The organism is Azospirillum sp. B510, assembly GCF_000010725.1.
Taxonomy (GTDB): domain Bacteria; phylum Pseudomonadota; class Alphaproteobacteria; order Azospirillales; family Azospirillaceae; genus Azospirillum; species Azospirillum lipoferum_B.
Genome location: NC_013859.1, coordinates 277,262 through 294,986, shown reverse-complemented (window position 1 = coordinate 294,986; position 17,725 = coordinate 277,262). Strand labels below are relative to the sequence as shown.

13 protein-coding genes are annotated in these 17,725 nt (G+C 68.0%); 8 read left to right on the top strand and 5 right to left on the bottom strand.

Translation table 11 applies throughout. The annotated features are described in order from the left end of the window. Positions 1-30: 30 nt before the first annotated feature. From AZL_RS31290 to AZL_RS31280, 3 genes are read right to left on the bottom strand one after another with little or no spacing between them, the layout of a single operon-like run. Positions 31-432 (bottom strand): response regulator, encoded by a 402-nt coding sequence (locus AZL_RS31290; protein ID WP_012978371.1) that lies wholly within the window; start codon positions 430-432, stop codon positions 31-33. Next, positions 429-2,312, bottom strand: coding sequence for a sensor histidine kinase (locus AZL_RS31285; RefSeq protein WP_247894554.1), 1,884 nt, complete (start codon positions 2,310-2,312; stop codon positions 429-431). The genes AZL_RS31290 and AZL_RS31285 overlap by 4 nt, the downstream gene beginning before the upstream one ends. Continuing rightward, a complete protein-coding gene (locus tag AZL_RS31280) occupies positions 2,305-2,982 on the bottom strand; it encodes a chemotaxis protein CheX (protein WP_012978369.1) in 678 nt (225 codons plus the stop codon). Before AZL_RS31280 ends, AZL_RS31285 begins: the two co-directional genes overlap by 8 nt. Before the next feature lie 375 nt (positions 2,983-3,357). Here AZL_RS31280 and AZL_RS31275 point away from each other — a divergent pair, with 375 nt between their 5' ends. Continuing rightward, positions 3,358-4,131 (top strand): DUF2076 domain-containing protein, encoded by a 774-nt coding sequence (locus AZL_RS31275; RefSeq protein WP_012978368.1) that lies wholly within the window; start codon positions 3,358-3,360, stop codon positions 4,129-4,131. Positions 4,132-4,491: 360 nt separating this feature from the next. After that, entirely contained in the window at positions 4,492-7,140 is a 2,649-nt protein-coding gene (locus tag AZL_RS37585) for a methyl-accepting chemotaxis protein (protein ID WP_148219782.1), read from the top strand. Between the two features lie 85 nt (positions 7,141-7,225). On the opposite strand, the gene AZL_RS31265 is transcribed toward AZL_RS37585, so the two are convergent. Beyond that, positions 7,226-7,420, bottom strand: coding sequence for a hypothetical protein (locus AZL_RS31265; protein ID WP_012978366.1), 195 nt, complete (start codon positions 7,418-7,420; stop codon positions 7,226-7,228). A gap of 291 nt (positions 7,421-7,711) precedes the next feature. Continuing rightward, positions 7,712-10,483, bottom strand: coding sequence for a phosphoenolpyruvate carboxylase (gene ppc, locus AZL_RS31260; protein ID WP_012978365.1), 2,772 nt, complete (start codon positions 10,481-10,483; stop codon positions 7,712-7,714). A gap of 481 nt (positions 10,484-10,964) precedes the next feature. Between ppc and AZL_RS31255 the strand changes: the two genes are divergently transcribed. The 6 genes from AZL_RS31255 to AZL_RS31230 all read left to right on the top strand — a co-directional run bounded on the left by AZL_RS31255 (position 10,965) and on the right by AZL_RS31230 (position 17,702). Further along, positions 10,965-12,155 (top strand): extracellular solute-binding protein, encoded by a 1,191-nt coding sequence (locus tag AZL_RS31255; protein WP_012978364.1) that lies wholly within the window; start codon positions 10,965-10,967, stop codon positions 12,153-12,155. A 49-nt stretch (positions 12,156-12,204) separates the two neighbouring features. Then, a complete protein-coding gene (locus AZL_RS31250) occupies positions 12,205-13,272 on the top strand; it encodes an ABC transporter ATP-binding protein (protein ID WP_012978363.1) in 1,068 nt (355 codons plus the stop codon). Continuing rightward, the gene (locus AZL_RS31245; protein WP_012978362.1) at positions 13,269-14,171 is read left to right on the top strand and encodes an ABC transporter permease; all 903 of its coding nucleotides are present in this window, start codon (positions 13,269-13,271) and stop codon (positions 14,169-14,171) included. Before AZL_RS31250 ends, AZL_RS31245 begins: the two co-directional genes overlap by 4 nt. 12 nt (positions 14,172-14,183) lie before the next feature. Then, positions 14,184-15,017, top strand: a complete 834-nt coding sequence (locus AZL_RS31240; protein WP_042446631.1) for an ABC transporter permease — start codon at positions 14,184-14,186, stop codon at positions 15,015-15,017. Between the two features lie 247 nt (positions 15,018-15,264). Then, on the top strand, positions 15,265-16,017 hold the full coding sequence (locus AZL_RS31235) for a GntR family transcriptional regulator (RefSeq protein WP_012978360.1): 753 nt from the start codon (positions 15,265-15,267) through the stop codon (positions 16,015-16,017). A gap of 170 nt (positions 16,018-16,187) precedes the next feature. Further along, positions 16,188-17,702 carry a mannitol dehydrogenase family protein gene (locus AZL_RS31230; RefSeq protein ID WP_012978359.1) on the top strand — a complete coding sequence of 505 codons (1,515 nt, stop codon included), beginning with the start codon at positions 16,188-16,190 and terminating at the stop codon, positions 17,700-17,702. The last annotated feature ends 23 nt before the right edge of the window (positions 17,703-17,725 follow it).

Below are 17,725 nucleotides of genomic sequence, written 5' to 3'. Positions count from 1 at the left end.
GGAAGCGACTGTTCCCCCCTACCCCGTCCCTCACATGAACAGCTCCATCGTCTGCGGCACGTTGCACGGCGTCTCTCCCGCCAGCACGGCGCGGGCGACCTCGACGGCGGCGATCAGGCCGCTCTCGGTGAAGGGCTTGGGCAGGCAGCCGATGCCGGCGACCGGCCCCCCCTTCTTGAGCTCGTCCCGGAACGCGGTGATGAACAGGCAGGGCACGCCCAGTTCGCTCAATCCCCGCGCGGCGTCGATGCCGCTGGAGCCCATGCCGAGATGCATGTCGACCAGCGCCAGATCCGGCCTGTCGGCGGCGGCCATCTCCACCGCCTCCGCCGCGGTGATCGCCGGGCCGGTGACGCTGTGGCCGACGGCCTCCAGATAGAGTTGCTGTTCCAGCGCGATCAGCACCTCGTCCTCCACCAGCAGGATCCTCATCCCCCGATCTCCTCGGCGGGCGAGATTTCGGCAAGCGCCACCGCATCCGGTACCGGCAGTGCGATCCGGAAAATGGTGCCCTGCGGGGTGGTGTCGATGTCGACGCTGGCCCGGATCTGACCCGCGAGGCTGGAGACCAGCCGCATGCCAAGGCTGCGGCTCTTGCGGATGTCGAAGTTGGGCGGCAGGCCGGGACCATGGTCGGAAACCGTCAGGGCCAGCCGGTCGTCCTCGCGCCGGAAAGTCACCCGCACCCGTGCCGGGCCGCTGCCGCGATGCTTGACCGCGTTGGTGATCAGTTCGTTCGCGATCAGGCCCAGCGGGGCGGCATGATCGATCGGCAGATCGACCACGTCCGACTGGACGACGATGTCGCACATGCTGTCACCGCCCGATGCGCGGCCCAGATCCTCGCACAGCTCGTTCAGGTAGGTGCCGAACTCGATGGTCTGGAACTGGTCGGCCTGATAGAGCCGGTTATGGACGCGGGCGATCGCCTCGATGCGGCTGCGGGCATCCTGGAAATGCACCCGCACCCCTTCGTCGGGCAGGCTGAGCGTTTGCAGGGTCAGCAGGCTCGACACCAGTTGCAGGCTGTTCTTGACGCGGTGGTTGACCTCGCGCAGCAGGGTCGATTTCTGGCCGACCAGCTTGCGCAGCGCCGCCTCCATCGACTTGATCTCCGTCACGTCGATATGCATCAGCACGGCGCCGCCGAAGGGACCGGCCGGCATCGGGGCGGCGAGGCAGCGGAACCAGTGCTGGGTGTTGGTGACATATTCGGCCGATACCGGCCGGCCGCCCGCGCCCAGCAGCGTGCGCACCCCGTCCATCACGGCGTCGGCCCGCGGATCGGCGGTCTCGCCCCGGCCGCAATGGTCGAGATAATCGTCACCGACGATGCAGCCCTGGCCGAGGAAGCCGGTCTCCGGCCCGGCCTCCGCCCAGGCGCGGTTGACCGAAACGATGCGGCCGGACCGGTCGAGCACGGCGATGAAGGCCGGCAACGCATCCAGCGTCGCCTTGGTCTGCTCGGCCAGCTGGCGCATGGCGAGCGCGCTGGCCCGCAACTCCTCCCGTGTGCGGCGGCGTTCGGTGATGTCGCGCAGGATGCCGGTGATGAAGGCTCGCCCCTCCGACTCCCAGCGCGCCATCGACAGCTCGAGATCGATGTGGCTGCCGTCCCGGCGCCGGCCGGACAGTTCCACCGGCTGGGCGGCGATGTCCAGGCTTCCGCCGACGCCGGGGCCGCCGCGCTCCGCCATGGCGACCCAGTCCGGTGCATCGTCGCCCAGCAGCATGGTGACGCTCTTGCCGATCAGTTCGTCCGGCCGGTAATCGAACTGCCGGGTGGCCGCGCCGTTCATCCATTGCACCGTGCCGCGGGTATCGGTGGTGACGATGGCGTCGGGTGCGGTGTCGACGATGGCGCGATGGCGTGCGTCGCGCTGTTCGCGCAGCACCCGCTCCCGGTTTACCGAGACGGTGACGTCGGTCACCTGGATCAGGCAGCGCGCGTCGCTGCCGCCCGTCTGCGCATGGGTCTGCGCATGGGAAGACAGGGGACGGATCACCACATTGTGGACCATCCGCCGCCCGTCCGGCAGGCGCAGCGGGAACAGCATGGGGTTCAGCGTGTGCGAGAGGACGCCGGGGGCGCCGGTGGTCAGGGTGTCGCGCACCGCGTTGTGCAGGCGGGATTCGCGCAGGTTGGGCAGCGCGTCGAACAGGTCGTGCCCCAGAATCTCCTGGGACGCCAGGGTGGACGCCTGCTCCATCCAGCTGTTCCAGTACAGGACCCGGCAATGACGGTCGAGAAGCAGGATGCCGGCATCCAGCGCGCCGAGGACATCCAGGGCCCAGGTGGGTTGTTCAGGCAATCGGGGAGCCATGCGACGGTCCGGCGGATATGGTGGCTTCGGAGGCGATGCCTTCGATGAAGGCGTGGATCAGCTGCTTCAACGACTGAAGGGACGAAACCCCCATCAACAGGGCGATGTAGCCGCGGATGCTGCGGCTGCGGATGGTGAAATCGATGTAGAGGAACAGCACCAGCTCGTCCAGGTTGCCGGCCTTGTCCTTCAGGATGTTGGCGCCGTCGCCGCGCAGCACCGCCGGCAGCGAGATGGTCAGCCGGTCCTTCAGCGCGTTGGCGACGATGACCAGGCAGCCGTTCAGGATGATGTTGCCGATCTCCGCCAGGGCGTCCTGTTCCAGATCGACGATCTCCGCCAGGGTCAGATCGCCGCCCAGCACCGCGCGGGCCAGCTCCAGGCTGTTGGCCTCCGGAAAGATCAGCATGGCCCGGCCGTCGAAGGAGCCCTGGAACTGCTGTTCCACCGCCACCAGCCCGTTGCGTTCGCGCGCGATCAGGAATTCCGCCGCCTCCTGCCGGCTGACGATGTCCACCGTCGGCACCGACAGCAGGACCTGGTCATTGACCATGCGGCTGAGATGGGTGGCGGCGCGGCCGACCCCCATATTCACCAACTCGGTCAGCGCATCGCGCTCCAGGTCGGTCAGTTCCACCATCTCCGGGTGCCTGTTCATCTTGGTCTCGGCTTCGCAACCGGCGCCGCCGGGCGGTCGCAGCCCAAATGTGGACCAAGCATCGCGAAAAAGGCACCCCCGTCAATGTCATATGTTGAGCCTGCGACGCCATAGCCGATATAGCCGCCTCATTCCCACAATGGTCAGGCTGTCAACGCGCCATCTGAGCGAGGACGGCCGGACTCTTTGGCGGGAGAACCCGAATCCTGCGCGACATCGCTTAAGGCGCGAAATCAAACGACCGAATATCTTGGAGATGGAGCGGATGGATGTTTCAACCGCTTGGCGGCCCCTGGGGGGCTTGTCCGGCGGGGGATGGCATCTCCACATCAAGGGGCGACGTCCTCGCGATGGACGTCCTGTTAGGAGACGTCGATGACCCCCGAGGAACGCACGCTTCTGTCCGACCTGTTCCGCCGCCTGCGCGAGGTGGAGGCCCAGCAGCATTCCCAGCCGCGCGACGCCGAGGCGGAGGACTTCATCCGCCGGTCGGTCCAGGACCAGCCGCTCTCGTCCTACTACATGGCGCAGACGGTGCTGGTGCAGCAGCAGGCGCTGACCGCGGCCCAGACCCGGATCGAGGATTTGGAGCGGCAATTGCGCGACCGCCCGGCCCAGCCGGCCCCGTCCGGCGGCAGCTTCCTGTCGAACGCGCTCGGTATCGGCCGTGGTCCCTGGGGCCGCCCCGCCGAACCGCCCCCCGCCCCGTCCTATCAGCAGCCGGCCGCCGACCGCAGCCCCTGGGGTGCGGCACCGGCCGCCGCCTACCCGCCACCGCAATACAGCCCGCCTCCCTATCCGCAGCCGGGTCTGGCTCCGCGTGGCGGCGGCTTCTTCGCCGGCGCGGCCCAGACCGCGGCCGGTGTCGCCGGCGGCATGCTGGCGGCGAGCGCCATCTCCTCCCTGTTGAATCATTCGCCCGGCCCCTTCGGCACGGCGACGGCCCAACCCCTGATGGGTGGGGAGACCATCAACGAGACCGTCATCAACAATTACTATGGCGACGACCGCGGGCCGCAGGGTGGCGGTGGCGGCTCGGACGCGGCCCAGGACGCCTCCTACGATCCCGATCCGCCGCCGGACGATGTCTCCTCCGACGATTCATCCTATGACGACGGTGGCAGCGGTGGAGACGACTCCTGGATTTAGCGGCGGATCGCGAAGCCTCCCCGCTCGGCGTCCGGTTCCCGCAAACCGGGTCGAGCGGGATGCGCGTCGGGCCTTCTCGCGATCACCATCGATTCCGGATCCGGACCGTCGCGGCTCCGGAGCGCGGAGAAGCTGTGGTCGGTTCATATCCGTAAAAACGGCAGAAGATTCCGTGAAACGGCAAAAAACGGTCATCTGCCGTAATGATCTATCAACCACACTGTAGCATGCTTGTCATGCCAAGCAGTGCGGGACGAAGGCAATCCCTGGGAGTTGGGGGGGCTCGTCCGCAGCCGGCGGGAGCCAACAAAACGGGCGAAAAGCCCCGACCTGACGCATCTTCCGGGGAGCAGCACGCATATGACGACGATTTCGCGCGACGACGGCTCGATACCGGACCGCAAGGACGGTGCCCCATCCCCCCAGAAAAGCGGCCGCGGGATGGGTGTACGCGGCAAGCTCCTGCTCGCCTTCGCCGGCATGGCCGGAATGACGGTGGCCGCCAGCATGGTTGGCCTCACCTCCTTTTCCGCGGTGGAAAGACCGCTGGCCCGGATCGTCGGTACCGGCCTGCCCGAAATGGAGCTGGCGAAACGTCTGTCGGGCGAAAGCAGCGGCATCGCCGCCGCCGCCCCGGTTCTGGCCGCCGCGGAAAGCCAGGGCGAGCGCGAGCGTGTCTATGGCGAGATCATGGGCAGCGGCAAGGCGCTGGGCGCGCTGGTGGAGGAGTTGGCGAACCGCCGGAAGGATGATCCGCGGATCGGCGAGTTGCGCGGAAAGACCCGGGATCTGGTCGCCACGCTGGAGCGCGCCAACGCGGCGGCCAACCTGCGCCTGTCCGTCCGCGGCACGCGCGAGACGATGGCCGGCGATCTGGCGAAATCCTACGACGCCTTTCTCGCCAACCTCGCCCCGCTGACCGAACGCGCCGACGCCACCCTGCGCAACATGGGCGAGACGCTGGACCACAGCACCGAGCGCGACATGAACGCGCTCGGTGACGCCGTCCGCTCGCTGATCACCATGTACGAGATGCGCGGCGACCTGGGCGTCGCATCGGAAGCGCTGACGCGCGCCGGCAGCGCTGAAACCACCTTCGCCGTCATCCAGTACCAGCAGGCCTATCTGGAAGCGGCGGCCCGCATGGTCAGCGCCACCGGGCAGATCGGCAGCCGCCTGAGCAAGGATACCTCCGACGGGCTCGACGAATTCTTCCAGCTGGGCGATGGCGCCACCGGCGTCTTCGACATCCGCCGCAAGGCGCTGGAATCGCCGGCCGGCAGCGCCGAGCGCGACACCCTGCGCCAGAAGATCAGCGACGTGCTGGCGGATGCCGCGAGCCGGCAGGCGACCCTGCTGGAACAGATGGAACCGCCGCTGATGCGGCTGAAGGCGGAGATCAAGCTGGCGAGCGTCAACACGCGTTCGCAAACACGCGACTCGATGCAGGATCTGCTGGGTGGCGGGTTGGCCCGTCTGCGGACCTATCTGGAACTCTCGACCTATGCCGCCGCCACCGTAGGCGCGCTGAACGAGGCGACCCAGGCGCCGACCGCCGACCGGCTGGCGACGCTGGAGACCCGCTTCACCACCGCCGCCAAGGCGATGGAGGAGCGGCTGAAGACGCTCCAGGCCGCCGGTGACGACGGGCTGCCGAAGCTGGTGAGGAGCGCGGAAATGCTGGCCGGCTTCGGCAAGGGCGACAACAGCCTGTTCAAGCTGCGCCGGTCGGAACTGGATGCCGCCACCGACAATGAGAAGGTGATCGCGGAAAACCGCCGGATCGCCGGTCAGTTCGCCGGCATGGTCGACGGCCAGATCGCCGCGATGAAGCAGGAGGCGGACACCGCCGCCGCCGGAGCGACCGATGCCTTGTCGGCGGGGCGCAAGATGCTGATCCTGTTCGCGGCCGCCAGCCTGATCGGCGCCGCGGCACTCGCCTGGTTCGTCGTTGGCCGCAATATCGTCGCGCGCATCGGCCAGCTCTCCGACGCCATGCGGGCGATCGCCGCCGGCGATCTGAACGCGCCGATCCCCGCCGCCGGCACCGACGAGATCGGCGACATGACCCGCGCCCTGCTGGTCTTCCGCGACACCGCCAACGAGGCGAACGCCGCCAATGCCCGCGCCGAGGCCGAACGCGGCCGCGCCGCCGGCGAACGCCGCCGCGCCATGGTCGAGATGGCGGAGAATTTCGAGACCAGCGTCCGCGGCGTGCTGGACCGCGTCGCCCGCGCCGCCGGCGAGATGCAGGACATGGCCCAGCGGATGAGCCGCAACGCCGAGGCCACCACCGGCGAGGCGGCGACCGCCGCCAGCACCTCCCAGCAGGCCGAAGGCAGCGTGAAGGCGGTGGCCGCCGCGACCGAGGAGCTTTCCGTCTCGATCCAGGAGATCGGCAGCCGGGTCCACGCCTCCAGCCAGATCGCCCGCAAGGCCGCCGACGAGGCCGAGCGCACCGACCGCACCGTGGAGGGCCTGTCGCAATCCGCCAACAAGATCGGCGAGGTGGTGCAGCTGATCAACTCCATCGCCGGTCAGACCAACCTGCTGGCCTTGAACGCCACCATTGAAGCCGCCCGCGCCGGGGAGGCCGGCAAGGGATTCGCCGTGGTGGCCAGCGAAGTGAAGAGCCTCGCCAACCAGACCGGCAAGGCGACGGAGGAAATTTCCAGCCAGATCCAGGCGATACAAGCGGTGACCCAGGATGCGGTGGACGCCATCCGTTCCATCGCCGGCACGATCCGCGAGATCAACGAGATCGCCGCCACCGTCGCCGCCGCGGTCGAACAGCAGAGCGCCGCCACCCACGAGATCACCCGCAATGTCGGCGAGGCCGCCGACGGCACCCAGCATGTCCGCCGCAACATCGATTCGGTTGCCCGCGCCGCCGCGGAATCCGGCGAGTCCGCCACCCGTGTGCTCACCGCGTCGTCCACCGTGGCCGATGAGGTGCGCTCGCTCGGTTCCCAGGTCGACAGTCTGGTCAACCGCATGCGGGCGGGATGAGCGGGCGGCGGAAGCGATGATCCCCAAAGGAAAAGCCCCTCTTCCGGAACGGGAAGAGGGGCTTTTCCTTTGACCGGGCCATCGCTCAGCGACGCCGGGATTCGACCGTGATCGGCCGCCAGATCACCGCGGCCCCGGCGCCGGCACCGCAGGCGCCGCCGCAGAATTCCTCATGGCTGTCGGTGGCGCCATCCTGGATGCCGGCCCCATGTTCGGTGACGGTCGTCGCCCGCGCCTGTTGCTGCTGGGCCATCTGCTGCTGTTGGGATTGAGTGGTCATACCATTTCTCCTCTCGGGGAGGCATGAGGTACCAAAATATTCGCCAGCGATCAACTGAGATTTTCAGCCGATCTATAGTGATTTATTTTGATAAAATGCCGCAAAACGATGTTTGTTTTGCGATGCCGAAGAGTTCGGCGTGCGGCGCACAAGATGAATGCAAGGCGGACCGAAGCCATTCAGCCACAAACATAAAACGCCCTTCCGCGTGGTGGCGGAAGGGCGTTTTCATGGACGGCGATGCGGCGGATTGCCGCCCGGCGACGGCACTGCGGCAAAAGGCCGGCGGCGTCAGCCGCTGTTGCGCAGGCCGGCGGCGATGCCGTTGATGGTCAGATGGATGCCGCGGGCGATCTGCTCGCCGCTGTCGCTGGTGCGGTGCCGCTTCAGCAACTCGACCTGGACATGGTTGAGCGGGTCGAGATAGGGGAAGCGGTTGCGGATCGACCGCGCCAGCAGCGGGTTCTTCTCCAAGAGGGCCGACTGCTCGGTGATCGCCAGCAGGGCGTCGATGCTGTCCTGCCACTCGGCCCGGATGCGGGTGAAGATGGCGTCGCGCAGCGCCGGATCCGACACCAGCCCGGCATAGCGCGAGGCGATGGCGATGTTCGACTTGGACAGCACCATGTCCATGTTGGACAGCAGCGTGCTGAAGAAGCCCCAGTCGCGGTGCATGGCGCGCAGCCGTTCCATCCCGTCGGGATGTTCGGCCAGATAGGCCTTCACCGCCGAGCCGAAACCGAACCAGCCGGGCAGCATCAGGCGGCATTGCGCCCAGCTGAACACCCAGGGAATGGCGCGCAGATCCTCGATGCTGGTCGATTTCTTGCGCGAGGCCGGGCGGCTGCCGATGTTGAGGTTGGCGATCTCGCCGATCACCGTCGATTCCCAGAAATACCTCTCGAACCCCTCGGTCTCGTAGACCAGCCCGCGATAGGCCTTGAAGGCATGCTCCGACAGCTCCTCCATGGTCTGGAGGAACAGGTCGCTACAGGGGGCCGCCGATTCCGGGTGCAGCAGCGTGGCTTCCAGCGTCGCCGCCGCCAGCGTTTCCAGGTTGCGGCGGCCGACCTCGGGGTTGGAATATTTGCCGGCGATGACCTCGCCCTGCTCGGTGATGCGGATGGCGCCCTGAACGGCGCCGGCCGGCTGGGCCAGGATCGCCTGATAGCTGGGGCCGCCGCCACGGCCGACCGAGCCGCCGCGGCCATGGAACAGACGCAGCCGCACGCCATGCCTGGCGAACACCTCGACCAGCGCGATCTCGGCCTTGTACAGCTCCCAGCCCGACGTCATGAAGCCGCCGTCCTTGTTGCTGTCGGAATAGCCGAGCATCACCTCCTGGAGATTGCCGCGGCTTTCCAGGAAGCGCCGGTAGGTCGGGATCGACAGCAGCCGGTCCATGGTGGTGGCGCAGTTGCGCAGGTCGCCGATGGTCTCGAACAGCGGGGCGATGTTCAGGTCCAGCGTCTGGTCCTTCGGCCGCAGCAGCCCGGCCTCCTTCAGCAGGACCGCGACCTCCAGGATGTCCGACACGCCGTCGGTCTTGGAGATGACGCAGTTCACCACCGCATCGGCGCCGAAGCGGGCGCGGGCGTCGGCGGCGGTACGCAGGATCTCCAGCTCGGAACTGGTTTCCTCCGAATAGTCGGCATAGCGCGAGGCCAGCGGGCGGTTGGTCTCCAGCTCGCGCACCAGCAGCGCGATCCGCTCATCCTCCGACAGCGCCGTGTAATCGGCGCCGGTGTCGGCGAAGGACAGCAGTTCCGCCACCGAACGTTCATGCACGTCGGAATTCTGGCGCAAATCGATGCTGGCGAGATGGAAGCCGAACAGGTCGACCGCCCGGCGCAGGTGACGCAGCCGGCCCTTGGCGAGCGCGGCCGAGCCGTTGACGGTCAGCGAACGGTCGATGATGTCGAGATCGGCGCCGAACTCCGCCGGGCTCAGATAGGGCGGCGCGTCGCCGACCGCATGCAGCGGCGCCTCCAGCCCGTCCAGCGTGCGCATGGTGGCGGCCAGCCGGGCATAGATGCCGGAAATGGCGCGGCGGTAGGGCTCCAGCTTGCGGTGCGGCGACGGGTCTGGCGAGCGTTCGGCCAGTTGGCGCAACGGTTCCGACACGTCGATGACGCGGGTGCTCAGCGACAGCTCGGCACCCAGACTGTGCAGCTCGTCCAGATAGAATTGCAGGGCACGGGTGCTCTGCATCCGCATCGCCTGACGCAGGACCGGCGCGGTGACGAAGGGATTGCCGTCGCGGTCGCCGCCGATCCAGCTGCCCATGCGCAGGAAGGACGGCAGCTCCGTCGTCGTCCAGGACGGGTCCATCTTGCGCAGATGGTCCTCCAGCTGGGCATAGAAGCGCGGCATCTCGCGCAGGAAGGTGTAGTCATAGAAGGTCAGGCCGTTCGAGACCTCGTCCGTCACCGCCAGCTTGGTGGCGCGCAGGATCGCGGTCTGCCACAGGGTCAGCACGGCGCGCTGGAGCGATTCGAGGTTGGTCTCCTCCTCCTCCGGCGTCATCGGGCCGTGGTCGCGCTCGGCCAACAGCTTGGCGATGGCCATCTGCACGGTCAGGATGCTCTTGCGCTGCACCTCGGTCGGATGGGCGGTCAGCACCGGGCTGACCAGCGCGCCGTCGAAGAACTCCTTCAGCTGCTGGGTGGTGACGCCGGCCTTCGTCGCCTCGTCCAGCGCATGGGTCATGGTGCCGTCGCGCGCGGCCGATCCGGCGAGCGCATGGGCGCGGGTGCGGCGGATGTGGTGCTGGTCCTCGGCGATGTTGGCGAGGTGCGAGAAGAAGCTGTAGGCCCGCACCACCCGCGCCGTCTGCGGTGGCGACAGGCTGTTCAGGATCGCCTCCAGCTCCTTGCGCGCGCCCTCGTCCTCGTCACGGTGGAAGCGGATGGAGGTCTGGCGGATGCGCTCGACGATGTCGAACACCGCCTCCCCCTCCTGACTGCGGACGGTGTCGCCGAGAATCCGCCCCAACAGGCGGATGTCCTCACGGAGCGGCTGGTCCTTCGTCTCGGAACTTTCCTGCAGCAGGATGGCGGACATGGGCAACGGTTTCCTGGTCGAGGATGGATGGATAAGGGGGCGATGCGAACACCGGATGCATGAACGGGGATGGTCAAATTCCGGGCAGGAGAACCCCCTGCACGCGAAGTGGTCAGACCATCGGCGACAGCATGACGATTCCGCCGGAAGTTTCAACCGTCCGTGTGCTGATGCGAAATGATTTCCAAAACCCGCCCAAAACCCACCGGCATCTCGCAGCGCTGCGAGATGCGACGTCGCATATCACCGGCCGAAGGGCGGCCGTCCACCCCTCGGCACCGCCGCCGCAAGCTCCCGCCGGCCGGGTTCTACCATACGAGTTTCGGCTTGCGGAGTTCCCGCTACCATACTAGCATTCAGACGCATCACGAACCATCAGCGCCTTAGACGATCCTGCATCCACACGGGCGGTCCCCGCGGCACCGGCCGCCCGCAGCATGCCCGCCACACCTGAAAAAAGCCTGAAATGGGAGGAAACCCTATGATCGACCTCGGGATTTCACGACGCGGCTTCCTTGCGGCCTCCGCCGGGACCGCCGGGTTGCTGGCGACCGGCAGGCCGGTGTTCGCGGCGCTGCAAAAGCCCGCGAGCCCGGTCACGCTGAACGTGGTGGATGTCGCCGGCAATCTGGCGCTGACCCAGAAGGCCATCGAGAATTACCGCAAGGCCAAGCCCGACTGGGCCTCGCGCATCGTCTTCTCCAAGGCTCCGGCGCCGGAACTTCCCGGCAAGCTGAAGGCGCAGCAGGACGCCAACCGGGTCGACATCGATCTGGTGCTGACCGGCACCGACGTGCTGTCGGCGGGCATCGACCAGAAGCTGTGGGTTCCCCTGCTGCCCGACCACGCCGCCGACCTGCCCAAGCTGTCGGACATCTATCTGGAGCCGGCCGCCCGCATGCAGGGCCTGGCCGAGGGCCAGGGCGTGGTCGTCACCTACTACCCCTCCGGCCCGCTGTTCGAATACGCGCCGGAACGGGTGAAGCAGGTGCCGAAGACCGCGGCGGACCTGCTGGCCTGGGCCAAGGCCAACCCGAAGCGCTTCGGCTATGCCCGCCCGGCCAATTCCGGCCCCGGCCGCACCTTCCTGATGGGGCTGCCCTACATCCTCGGCGACAAGGATCCCAAGGATCCGGTCAATGGCTGGGAGAAGACCTGGGCCTATCTGCGCGAGCTGGGCGAGACCATCGAGGCCTATCCGGCCGGCACCACCCCGACGATGAAGGCGCTGGGCGAGGGCTCGCTCGACATCATCGCCTCGACCACCGGCTGGGACATCAACCCGCGCGTGCTCGGCGTGGTGCCGAAATCGGCCGAGATCTTCGCGGTGGAGAATTTCCGCTGGGTCGCCGACGCCCATTACATGTGCATTCCCAGGGGCGTATCGGCGGAGAAGCTGGCCGTGCTGCTCGACCTGATGAACCATCTGCTGACCCCGGCGCAGCAGGCCTACACCTATGACGAGGGCTATTTCTATCCCGGTCCGGCGGTGAAGGGCGTGACGCTGGCGATGGCGCCGCGGGAAAGCCAGGACGCCATCGCCGAATTCGGCCGTCCGGGCTACGACAAGCTGATCGCCGACCACCCGATCGAACTGCCGCTCGCCGCCGACAAGCTGGTCCAGGCCTTCCGCCGCTGGGACGAGGAGATCGGCGCGCGCAAGGGCAAGTGACCGCGCACCCCGACCGACCCAGCGCCCCATCCAGCCACAGGACCCCGGAATGACCGTCGGACCCACCACCTTCAAGCAACTGCATCTTCAGGGAGTGAGGCGGGAGTTCGACGCCTTCACGGCGCTGAAAGGGCTGGACCTGACCATCGAGCGGGGCGAGTTCATCGCCCTGCTCGGTCCCTCGGGCTGCGGCAAGACCACGGCGCTGAACTGCATCGCCGGGCTGCTGCCGGTCAGCGGCGGGCGCATCATGCTGGACGACCGCCGGGTCGACGTGCTGCGGCCGGAGGAGCGCGGCTTCGGCATGGTCTTCCAGAACTACGCCCTGTTCCCGCACATGACGGTGCGCAAGAACATCGGCTTCGGCCTGCGCATGCGCGGTGTGCCGAAGCCGGAGCTGGACAAGCGCGTCGACGCCGCCCTGGCGGCGGTACGGCTGGAATCGCAGGCGGAGAAGCTGCCGGGCCAGCTCTCCGGCGGCCAGCAACAACGCGTCGCCATCGCCCGCGCCATCGTGGTCGAGCCGCCGCTGGTGCTGATGGACGAGCCGCTGTCCAACCTCGACGCCAAGCTGCGGCTGGAGATGCGCCAGGAGATCCGCCGCATCCACCAGTCGCTCGGCTCCACCACCATCTACGTCACCCATGACCAGGAGGAGGCGCTCTCGCTGGCCGACCGCATCGTCGTGCTGCGCGACGGCGCCATCCGGCAGGTCGGCACCCCGGCGGAGCTCTACGCCCTGCCCGCCCATCTCGACGTCGCCGACTTCATGGGCTTCCGCAACCGGGTCAACGGCGAGCTGGTCGGGATGGAGGGCGAGGACGCCCTGCTCGACATCGAAGGCACGGTGATCCGCGGCCGGATGCGGGCCGCCGCCGCCGGGAAGGCCGCCGTGGCGGCGATCCGCCCCGACGATCTGGAGCCGACCGGCGACGGCGGCGGCATCCCGGTCCGGGTCGAGGCGGTGGAATATCGCGGCCGCGGCTTCCACGGCGTCGGCGTCACCGCGTCGGGCACCGAGCTGCATTTCGCTTCCCACCATCCGCTGGAGCGCGGCGCCACCGTCCGGCTCGGCGCCGATGCCGGCCGCGTGCTGGTGTTCGGAGAGGCGCGATGAGCGCCGTCCTGGAAAGCCGCGCCCAGGGGCCGACCCTGCGCCAGCGGCTGGCCGCCCGCGGCATCGACGGCGCCACCCTGCTGGTGCTGCCCTGCGTGGCGCTGATCCTGGGGCTGTTCATCTACCCGTTCCTCTACGGGCTGGTGCTGTCCTTCCAGCCCAAGGACGGGTCGCTGTTCGGCAATTACGCCCGATTCTTCAGCGATCCCTTCCTCTACGGCACCATCTTCAAGACCCTGCGGCTGGCCTTCCCGGTGACGCTGCTCAATCTGCTGATCGCCATTCCCATCGCCTTCCGGGTGCGGCTGTTGCGGCGGCAGCGGCTGCTGACCACGCTGCTGGTGCTGCCGATCACGCTTGGCACCGTGCTGGTCGCCGAAGGCATGCTGTTCTATTTCGGGCCGCAGGGCTGGTTCAACCGCATCCTGATGGCGGTGGGACTGCTGTCGCATCCGGTTTCGGTGCTGAACGGCTATTGGGGCGTCTTCATCTCGCTGGTGCTGACCGGCTTCCCCTTCACCTTCCTGCTGACGCTGTCCTACGTCACCGGCATCGATCCGTCGCTGGAGAACGCGGCGGCGACGCTGGGCGCCGGGCCGGCGGCCCGCTTCCGCGAGGTGTTCCTGCCGCTGCTGGTGCCCGGCCTCGCCATCACCTTCTGCCTGTCCTTCGTCCAGGCCTATTCGGTGCTGCCGTCGGCGGTGCTGGTCGGCGATCCGGCCAACGCAACCCGCGTCATCTCCATCGCCGCCTATCAGGCCGCCTTCGAGGAGTATGATTATTCCATGGCATCGGCTATCGCGATGATCATGGGGGCGGTCCAATTGCTGGTGGTGGTGGCCGTGCTCGGCTGCCGGTCCCTGTTCTATCGCGGCCCCGCCGCGGGCGCCAAAGGCTGAGGAGTGGCGGCGATGCAGAAATCCTTCCTATCCCGCCTGTGGATCTTCGCCGTCTGGGCGGTGATCGGGCTGTTCCTGGTCAATCTGATGGGGCTGATCGCCTCGGTCCTGACCTCCTCGGTGGCGACGCGCTGGCTCGGCACCTGGCTCCCGGCCGGCTTCACCACCCGCTGGTATTTCGCCGCCTGGGACGAGTTCCAGCTAGGCGACGTGCTTTGGGTCACCTTCCAGGCGGTGGGCGCCGTGGTGGTGCTGTCCGGCCTGCTCGGGGTGCCGGCCGCCTACGCGCTGGCGCGGCGCGAATTCCCGGCCAAGCGCGCGGTCATGCTGCTGCTGCTGCTGCCGCTGCTGGTGCCGCCGATCACCTACGGCATCCCGCTGGCGACGGTGCTCTACAAGGCCGGGTTGGGCGGCACGCTGACCGGCGTCATCCTGGCCAATCTGGTGCCGACGGTGCCCTTCGTCGTGCTGGTGATGATCCCCTTCATCGAGCAGATCGACCCCCGCACCGAGGCGGCCGCCCGCGTCTTCGGTGCCAACATCTTCCAGATGTTCGTCCATGTGCTGGTGCCGATGCTGATGCCGGGGGTGCTGGCGGCGCTGTTGCTGGTGCTGGTGCGGACCATCGGCATGTTCGAACTGACCTTCCTGGTCTCCGGACCCGGCAGCCAGACGCTGGTGGTGGCGCTCTACTACGCCGTGTTCGCGTCGGGCGTGCGGGCGGTGCAGTCGATCGACGCCATGGCGGTGATCTACATGGCGACCACGCTGGTCTGGCTGATCGTCGCGCTGCGCTTCGTCAACCCGACCCAGATCGTCGGCCGCGGCAAGCGCCCGGCGGCGTGACGGTCCACCGCGACGGCGGCAATCGCATATCGGGCTTGTATGTCCTTGAAGAGATTCCCGTCATCCCAGCGGATGCGCATAGGGGGATGACGGGTTTTTCTGGAGAGGAACAGGATCTTCACAGGCGATCGCTCCGGCAACGCCGCGCGATACTCTTGCCCTATACTTGGTATGGTAGTATCCTGAAAGATCGAATGCCGCCCTTTGCTGTGGGCGATGCCGAGGCGATACGAAGCATGACGTTGCGATGCTGAACAAGATCGATGTCGATTCCGGGGAACCGATCGCGCGCCGCGTCTACCGGGTGCTGCGCCAAGCCATCGTGACGATGGAGTTCCGTCCGGGGCAGGCCCTGTCGGAACAGGAGATCGCCGACCAGCTCGGCGTCAGCCGCCAGCCGGTGCGCGAGGCCTTCATCAAATTGAGCGAATCCGGCCTGCTGACCATCCGGCCGCAGCGTGGCAGCTTCGTCGTCAAGATCTCGGTCAAGCAGGTGCTCGACGCCCGCTTCGTCCGCGAGGCGGTGGAGACCGCGGTGGTGCGCAAGGCCTGCGAGACGATCACCCCGGCCGGCATCGCCGAGCTGCGTGACAATCTGAAAGCCCAGTGGGACATCGCCGACGAACCGGTCCCGGTGCGCTTCCTGGAACTGGACGAGGCCTTTCACCGGACCATCGCGCTCGGGGCGGAGTGCGACTATGCCTGGCGCATCGTCGAGGAGACCAAGGCGCAGATGGACCGCGTGCGCTATCTCAGCGTCCCCTACGCCACGCCGATCCGCCGGCTGATCTCGCAGCACCAGGCGGTGCTGGAGGCGATCATCGCCCGCGATCCCGTCAAGGCGGAGGCGGCGATGGGGCTGCACCTGCGCGAGATCCTGACCTCGCTGCCCGAACTGGAAGGCAAGTTCCCCGACCTGTTCACCCTGGAGGATGCCGCCGCGGCGTCGCAGAAGGCGCCTTCCCGGAAGGCGGGATCCAGGATCGCCGGAGCACGCTGACCGGCCCGGCCTCCGGCAGGCGCCCCGGGGCCGAATGGCTGGGCCGCCGGTTGGTGTTACGTCTCCATGGTACGCCTTCACAACAATCAGGGTTGTATCGTTCCGGACTCTACGACATACTACCATACAAGAATGCGAGCCCAGAGCTCGCCAGGAAGGAACCGTTCCCCATGCAAACGCCCGCCGCTCCCCTCCCTCCTTCCGGCACCCCGTCCCGGCGCCTTTGCGCGTCCAGCCTCCCCGCCCTGCCGGCGGGGGTGGCGCAACCCGGCTATGACCGCGGGGATCTGGAGATCGGCATCGTCCATCTCGGCGTCGGCGCCTTCCAGCGCGCCCATCAGGCGGCCTACACCGACGCCCTGCTGGAGAAGGAGTTCGGGCCGTGGGGCATCGCCGGGGTCAGCCTGCGCAGCCCCGACACCCGCGATGCGCTGGCGCCGCAGGATGGGCTCTACACCGTCGCGGTGCGCGATGCCGAGGGGGAGCGGCTGCGGGTGATCGGCTGCCTGCTGGACCTGCTGGTGGCGCATGAGGATCCGGGCGCGGTGCTGGAGCGGATGTGCCGCCCGTCGGTGCGCATCGTCACCCTGACGGTGACGGAAAAGGGCTATTGCCACGATCCGGCGACCGGGGCCTTGAACGAGGGCCATCCCGACATCCGCCATGATCTGGACGCTCCCGGCCAGCCGCGCACCGCCATCGGCTTCCTGGTGGAGGCGCTGTCCCGCCGCCGCGCCGCCGGCCTGCCGCCCTTCACCGTGCTGAGTTGCGACAACCTGCCGAGCAATGGCGACACGGTGTCCCGCATCCTGCGCCGCTTCGCCGAACTGCGCGATCCGGCCTTCGGCGCCTGGGTGGCGGAGAACGTCGCCTGCCCCAACAGCATGGTCGACCGCATCGTCCCCGCCACGACCGAGGCCGACCGCGACCGCCTGTCCCAGGCGCTGGGGATGCAGGATTCGTGGCCGGTGGTGACGGAACCCTTCACCCAATGGGTGGTGGAGGACCGGTTCCCCGCCGGCCGCCCGGCCTGGGAGGAGGTCGGGGTGCAGATGGTCGCCGACGTCCATCCCTATGAGACGATGAAGCTGCGGCTGCTCAACGGCAGCCATTCCACCATCGCCTATCTCGGCTATCTGGCGGGTTACGAGACGGTGTCGGACAGCATGGCCGATCCCGCCTTCGCCACGCTGGTCCGCAACCTGATGGACCGCGAGACCGGGCCGACGCTGCGCATGCCTCCCGGTGCGGATATGGAGCAATACAAGGACGCGCTGATCGCCCGCTTCCGCAATCCGGCGCTGCGCCACCGCACCTGGCAGATCGCCATGGACGGCACGCAGAAGCTGCCGCAACGGCTGCTGAACCCGATCCGTGACCGGCTCGCCGCCAATCAGCCGATCGACCGGCTGGCGCTCGGCGTCGCCGCCTGGATGCGCTATGTCGCCGGCACGGATGAAAAGGGGCAGCCCATCGACGTGCGCGACCCGCTGGCCTCCCGGCTGGCGGAGATCGCCGCCGCCACCGCCGGCCAGCCCGACCGCTTGGCCGAGGCGCTGTTCGGCCTGTCCGCCGTCTTCGGCGAGGATCTGCCGCGCGATTCGCGCTTCACCGGCCCGATCGGCCAGGCGCTCGACCACCTGTTCGCCGAGGGTGCCCGCGCCGTGGTCGCCGCCGCGGCCTGAGGCCCCGTCTTTCGCATCTCCCT

What these genes read in the sequence shown, in the direction of transcription:
- AZL_RS31290 (WP_012978371.1), bottom strand. Translation starts at nt 432, where the DNA reads ATGAGGATCCTGCTGGTGGAGGACGAGGTGCTGATCGCGCTGGAACAG.
- AZL_RS31280 (WP_012978369.1), bottom strand. Translation starts at nt 2,982, where the DNA reads ATGAACAGGCACCCGGAGATGGTGGAACTGACCGACCTGGAGCGCGAT.
- AZL_RS31275 (WP_012978368.1), top strand. Translation starts at nt 3,358, where the DNA reads ATGACCCCCGAGGAACGCACGCTTCTGTCCGACCTGTTCCGCCGCCTG.
- AZL_RS37585 (WP_148219782.1), top strand. Translation starts at nt 4,492, where the DNA reads ATGACGACGATTTCGCGCGACGACGGCTCGATACCGGACCGCAAGGAC.
- AZL_RS31265 (WP_012978366.1), bottom strand. Translation starts at nt 7,420, where the DNA reads ATGACCACTCAATCCCAACAGCAGCAGATGGCCCAGCAGCAACAGGCG.
- ppc (WP_012978365.1), bottom strand. Translation starts at nt 10,483, where the DNA reads ATGTCCGCCATCCTGCTGCAGGAAAGTTCCGAGACGAAGGACCAGCCG.
- AZL_RS31255 (WP_012978364.1), top strand. Translation starts at nt 10,965, where the DNA reads ATGATCGACCTCGGGATTTCACGACGCGGCTTCCTTGCGGCCTCCGCC.
- AZL_RS31250 (WP_012978363.1), top strand. Translation starts at nt 12,205, where the DNA reads ATGACCGTCGGACCCACCACCTTCAAGCAACTGCATCTTCAGGGAGTG.
- AZL_RS31245 (WP_012978362.1), top strand. Translation starts at nt 13,269, where the DNA reads ATGAGCGCCGTCCTGGAAAGCCGCGCCCAGGGGCCGACCCTGCGCCAG.
- AZL_RS31240 (WP_042446631.1), top strand. Translation starts at nt 14,184, where the DNA reads ATGCAGAAATCCTTCCTATCCCGCCTGTGGATCTTCGCCGTCTGGGCG.
- AZL_RS31235 (WP_012978360.1), top strand. Translation starts at nt 15,265, where the DNA reads ATGCTGAACAAGATCGATGTCGATTCCGGGGAACCGATCGCGCGCCGC.
- AZL_RS31230 (WP_012978359.1), top strand. Translation starts at nt 16,188, where the DNA reads ATGCAAACGCCCGCCGCTCCCCTCCCTCCTTCCGGCACCCCGTCCCGG.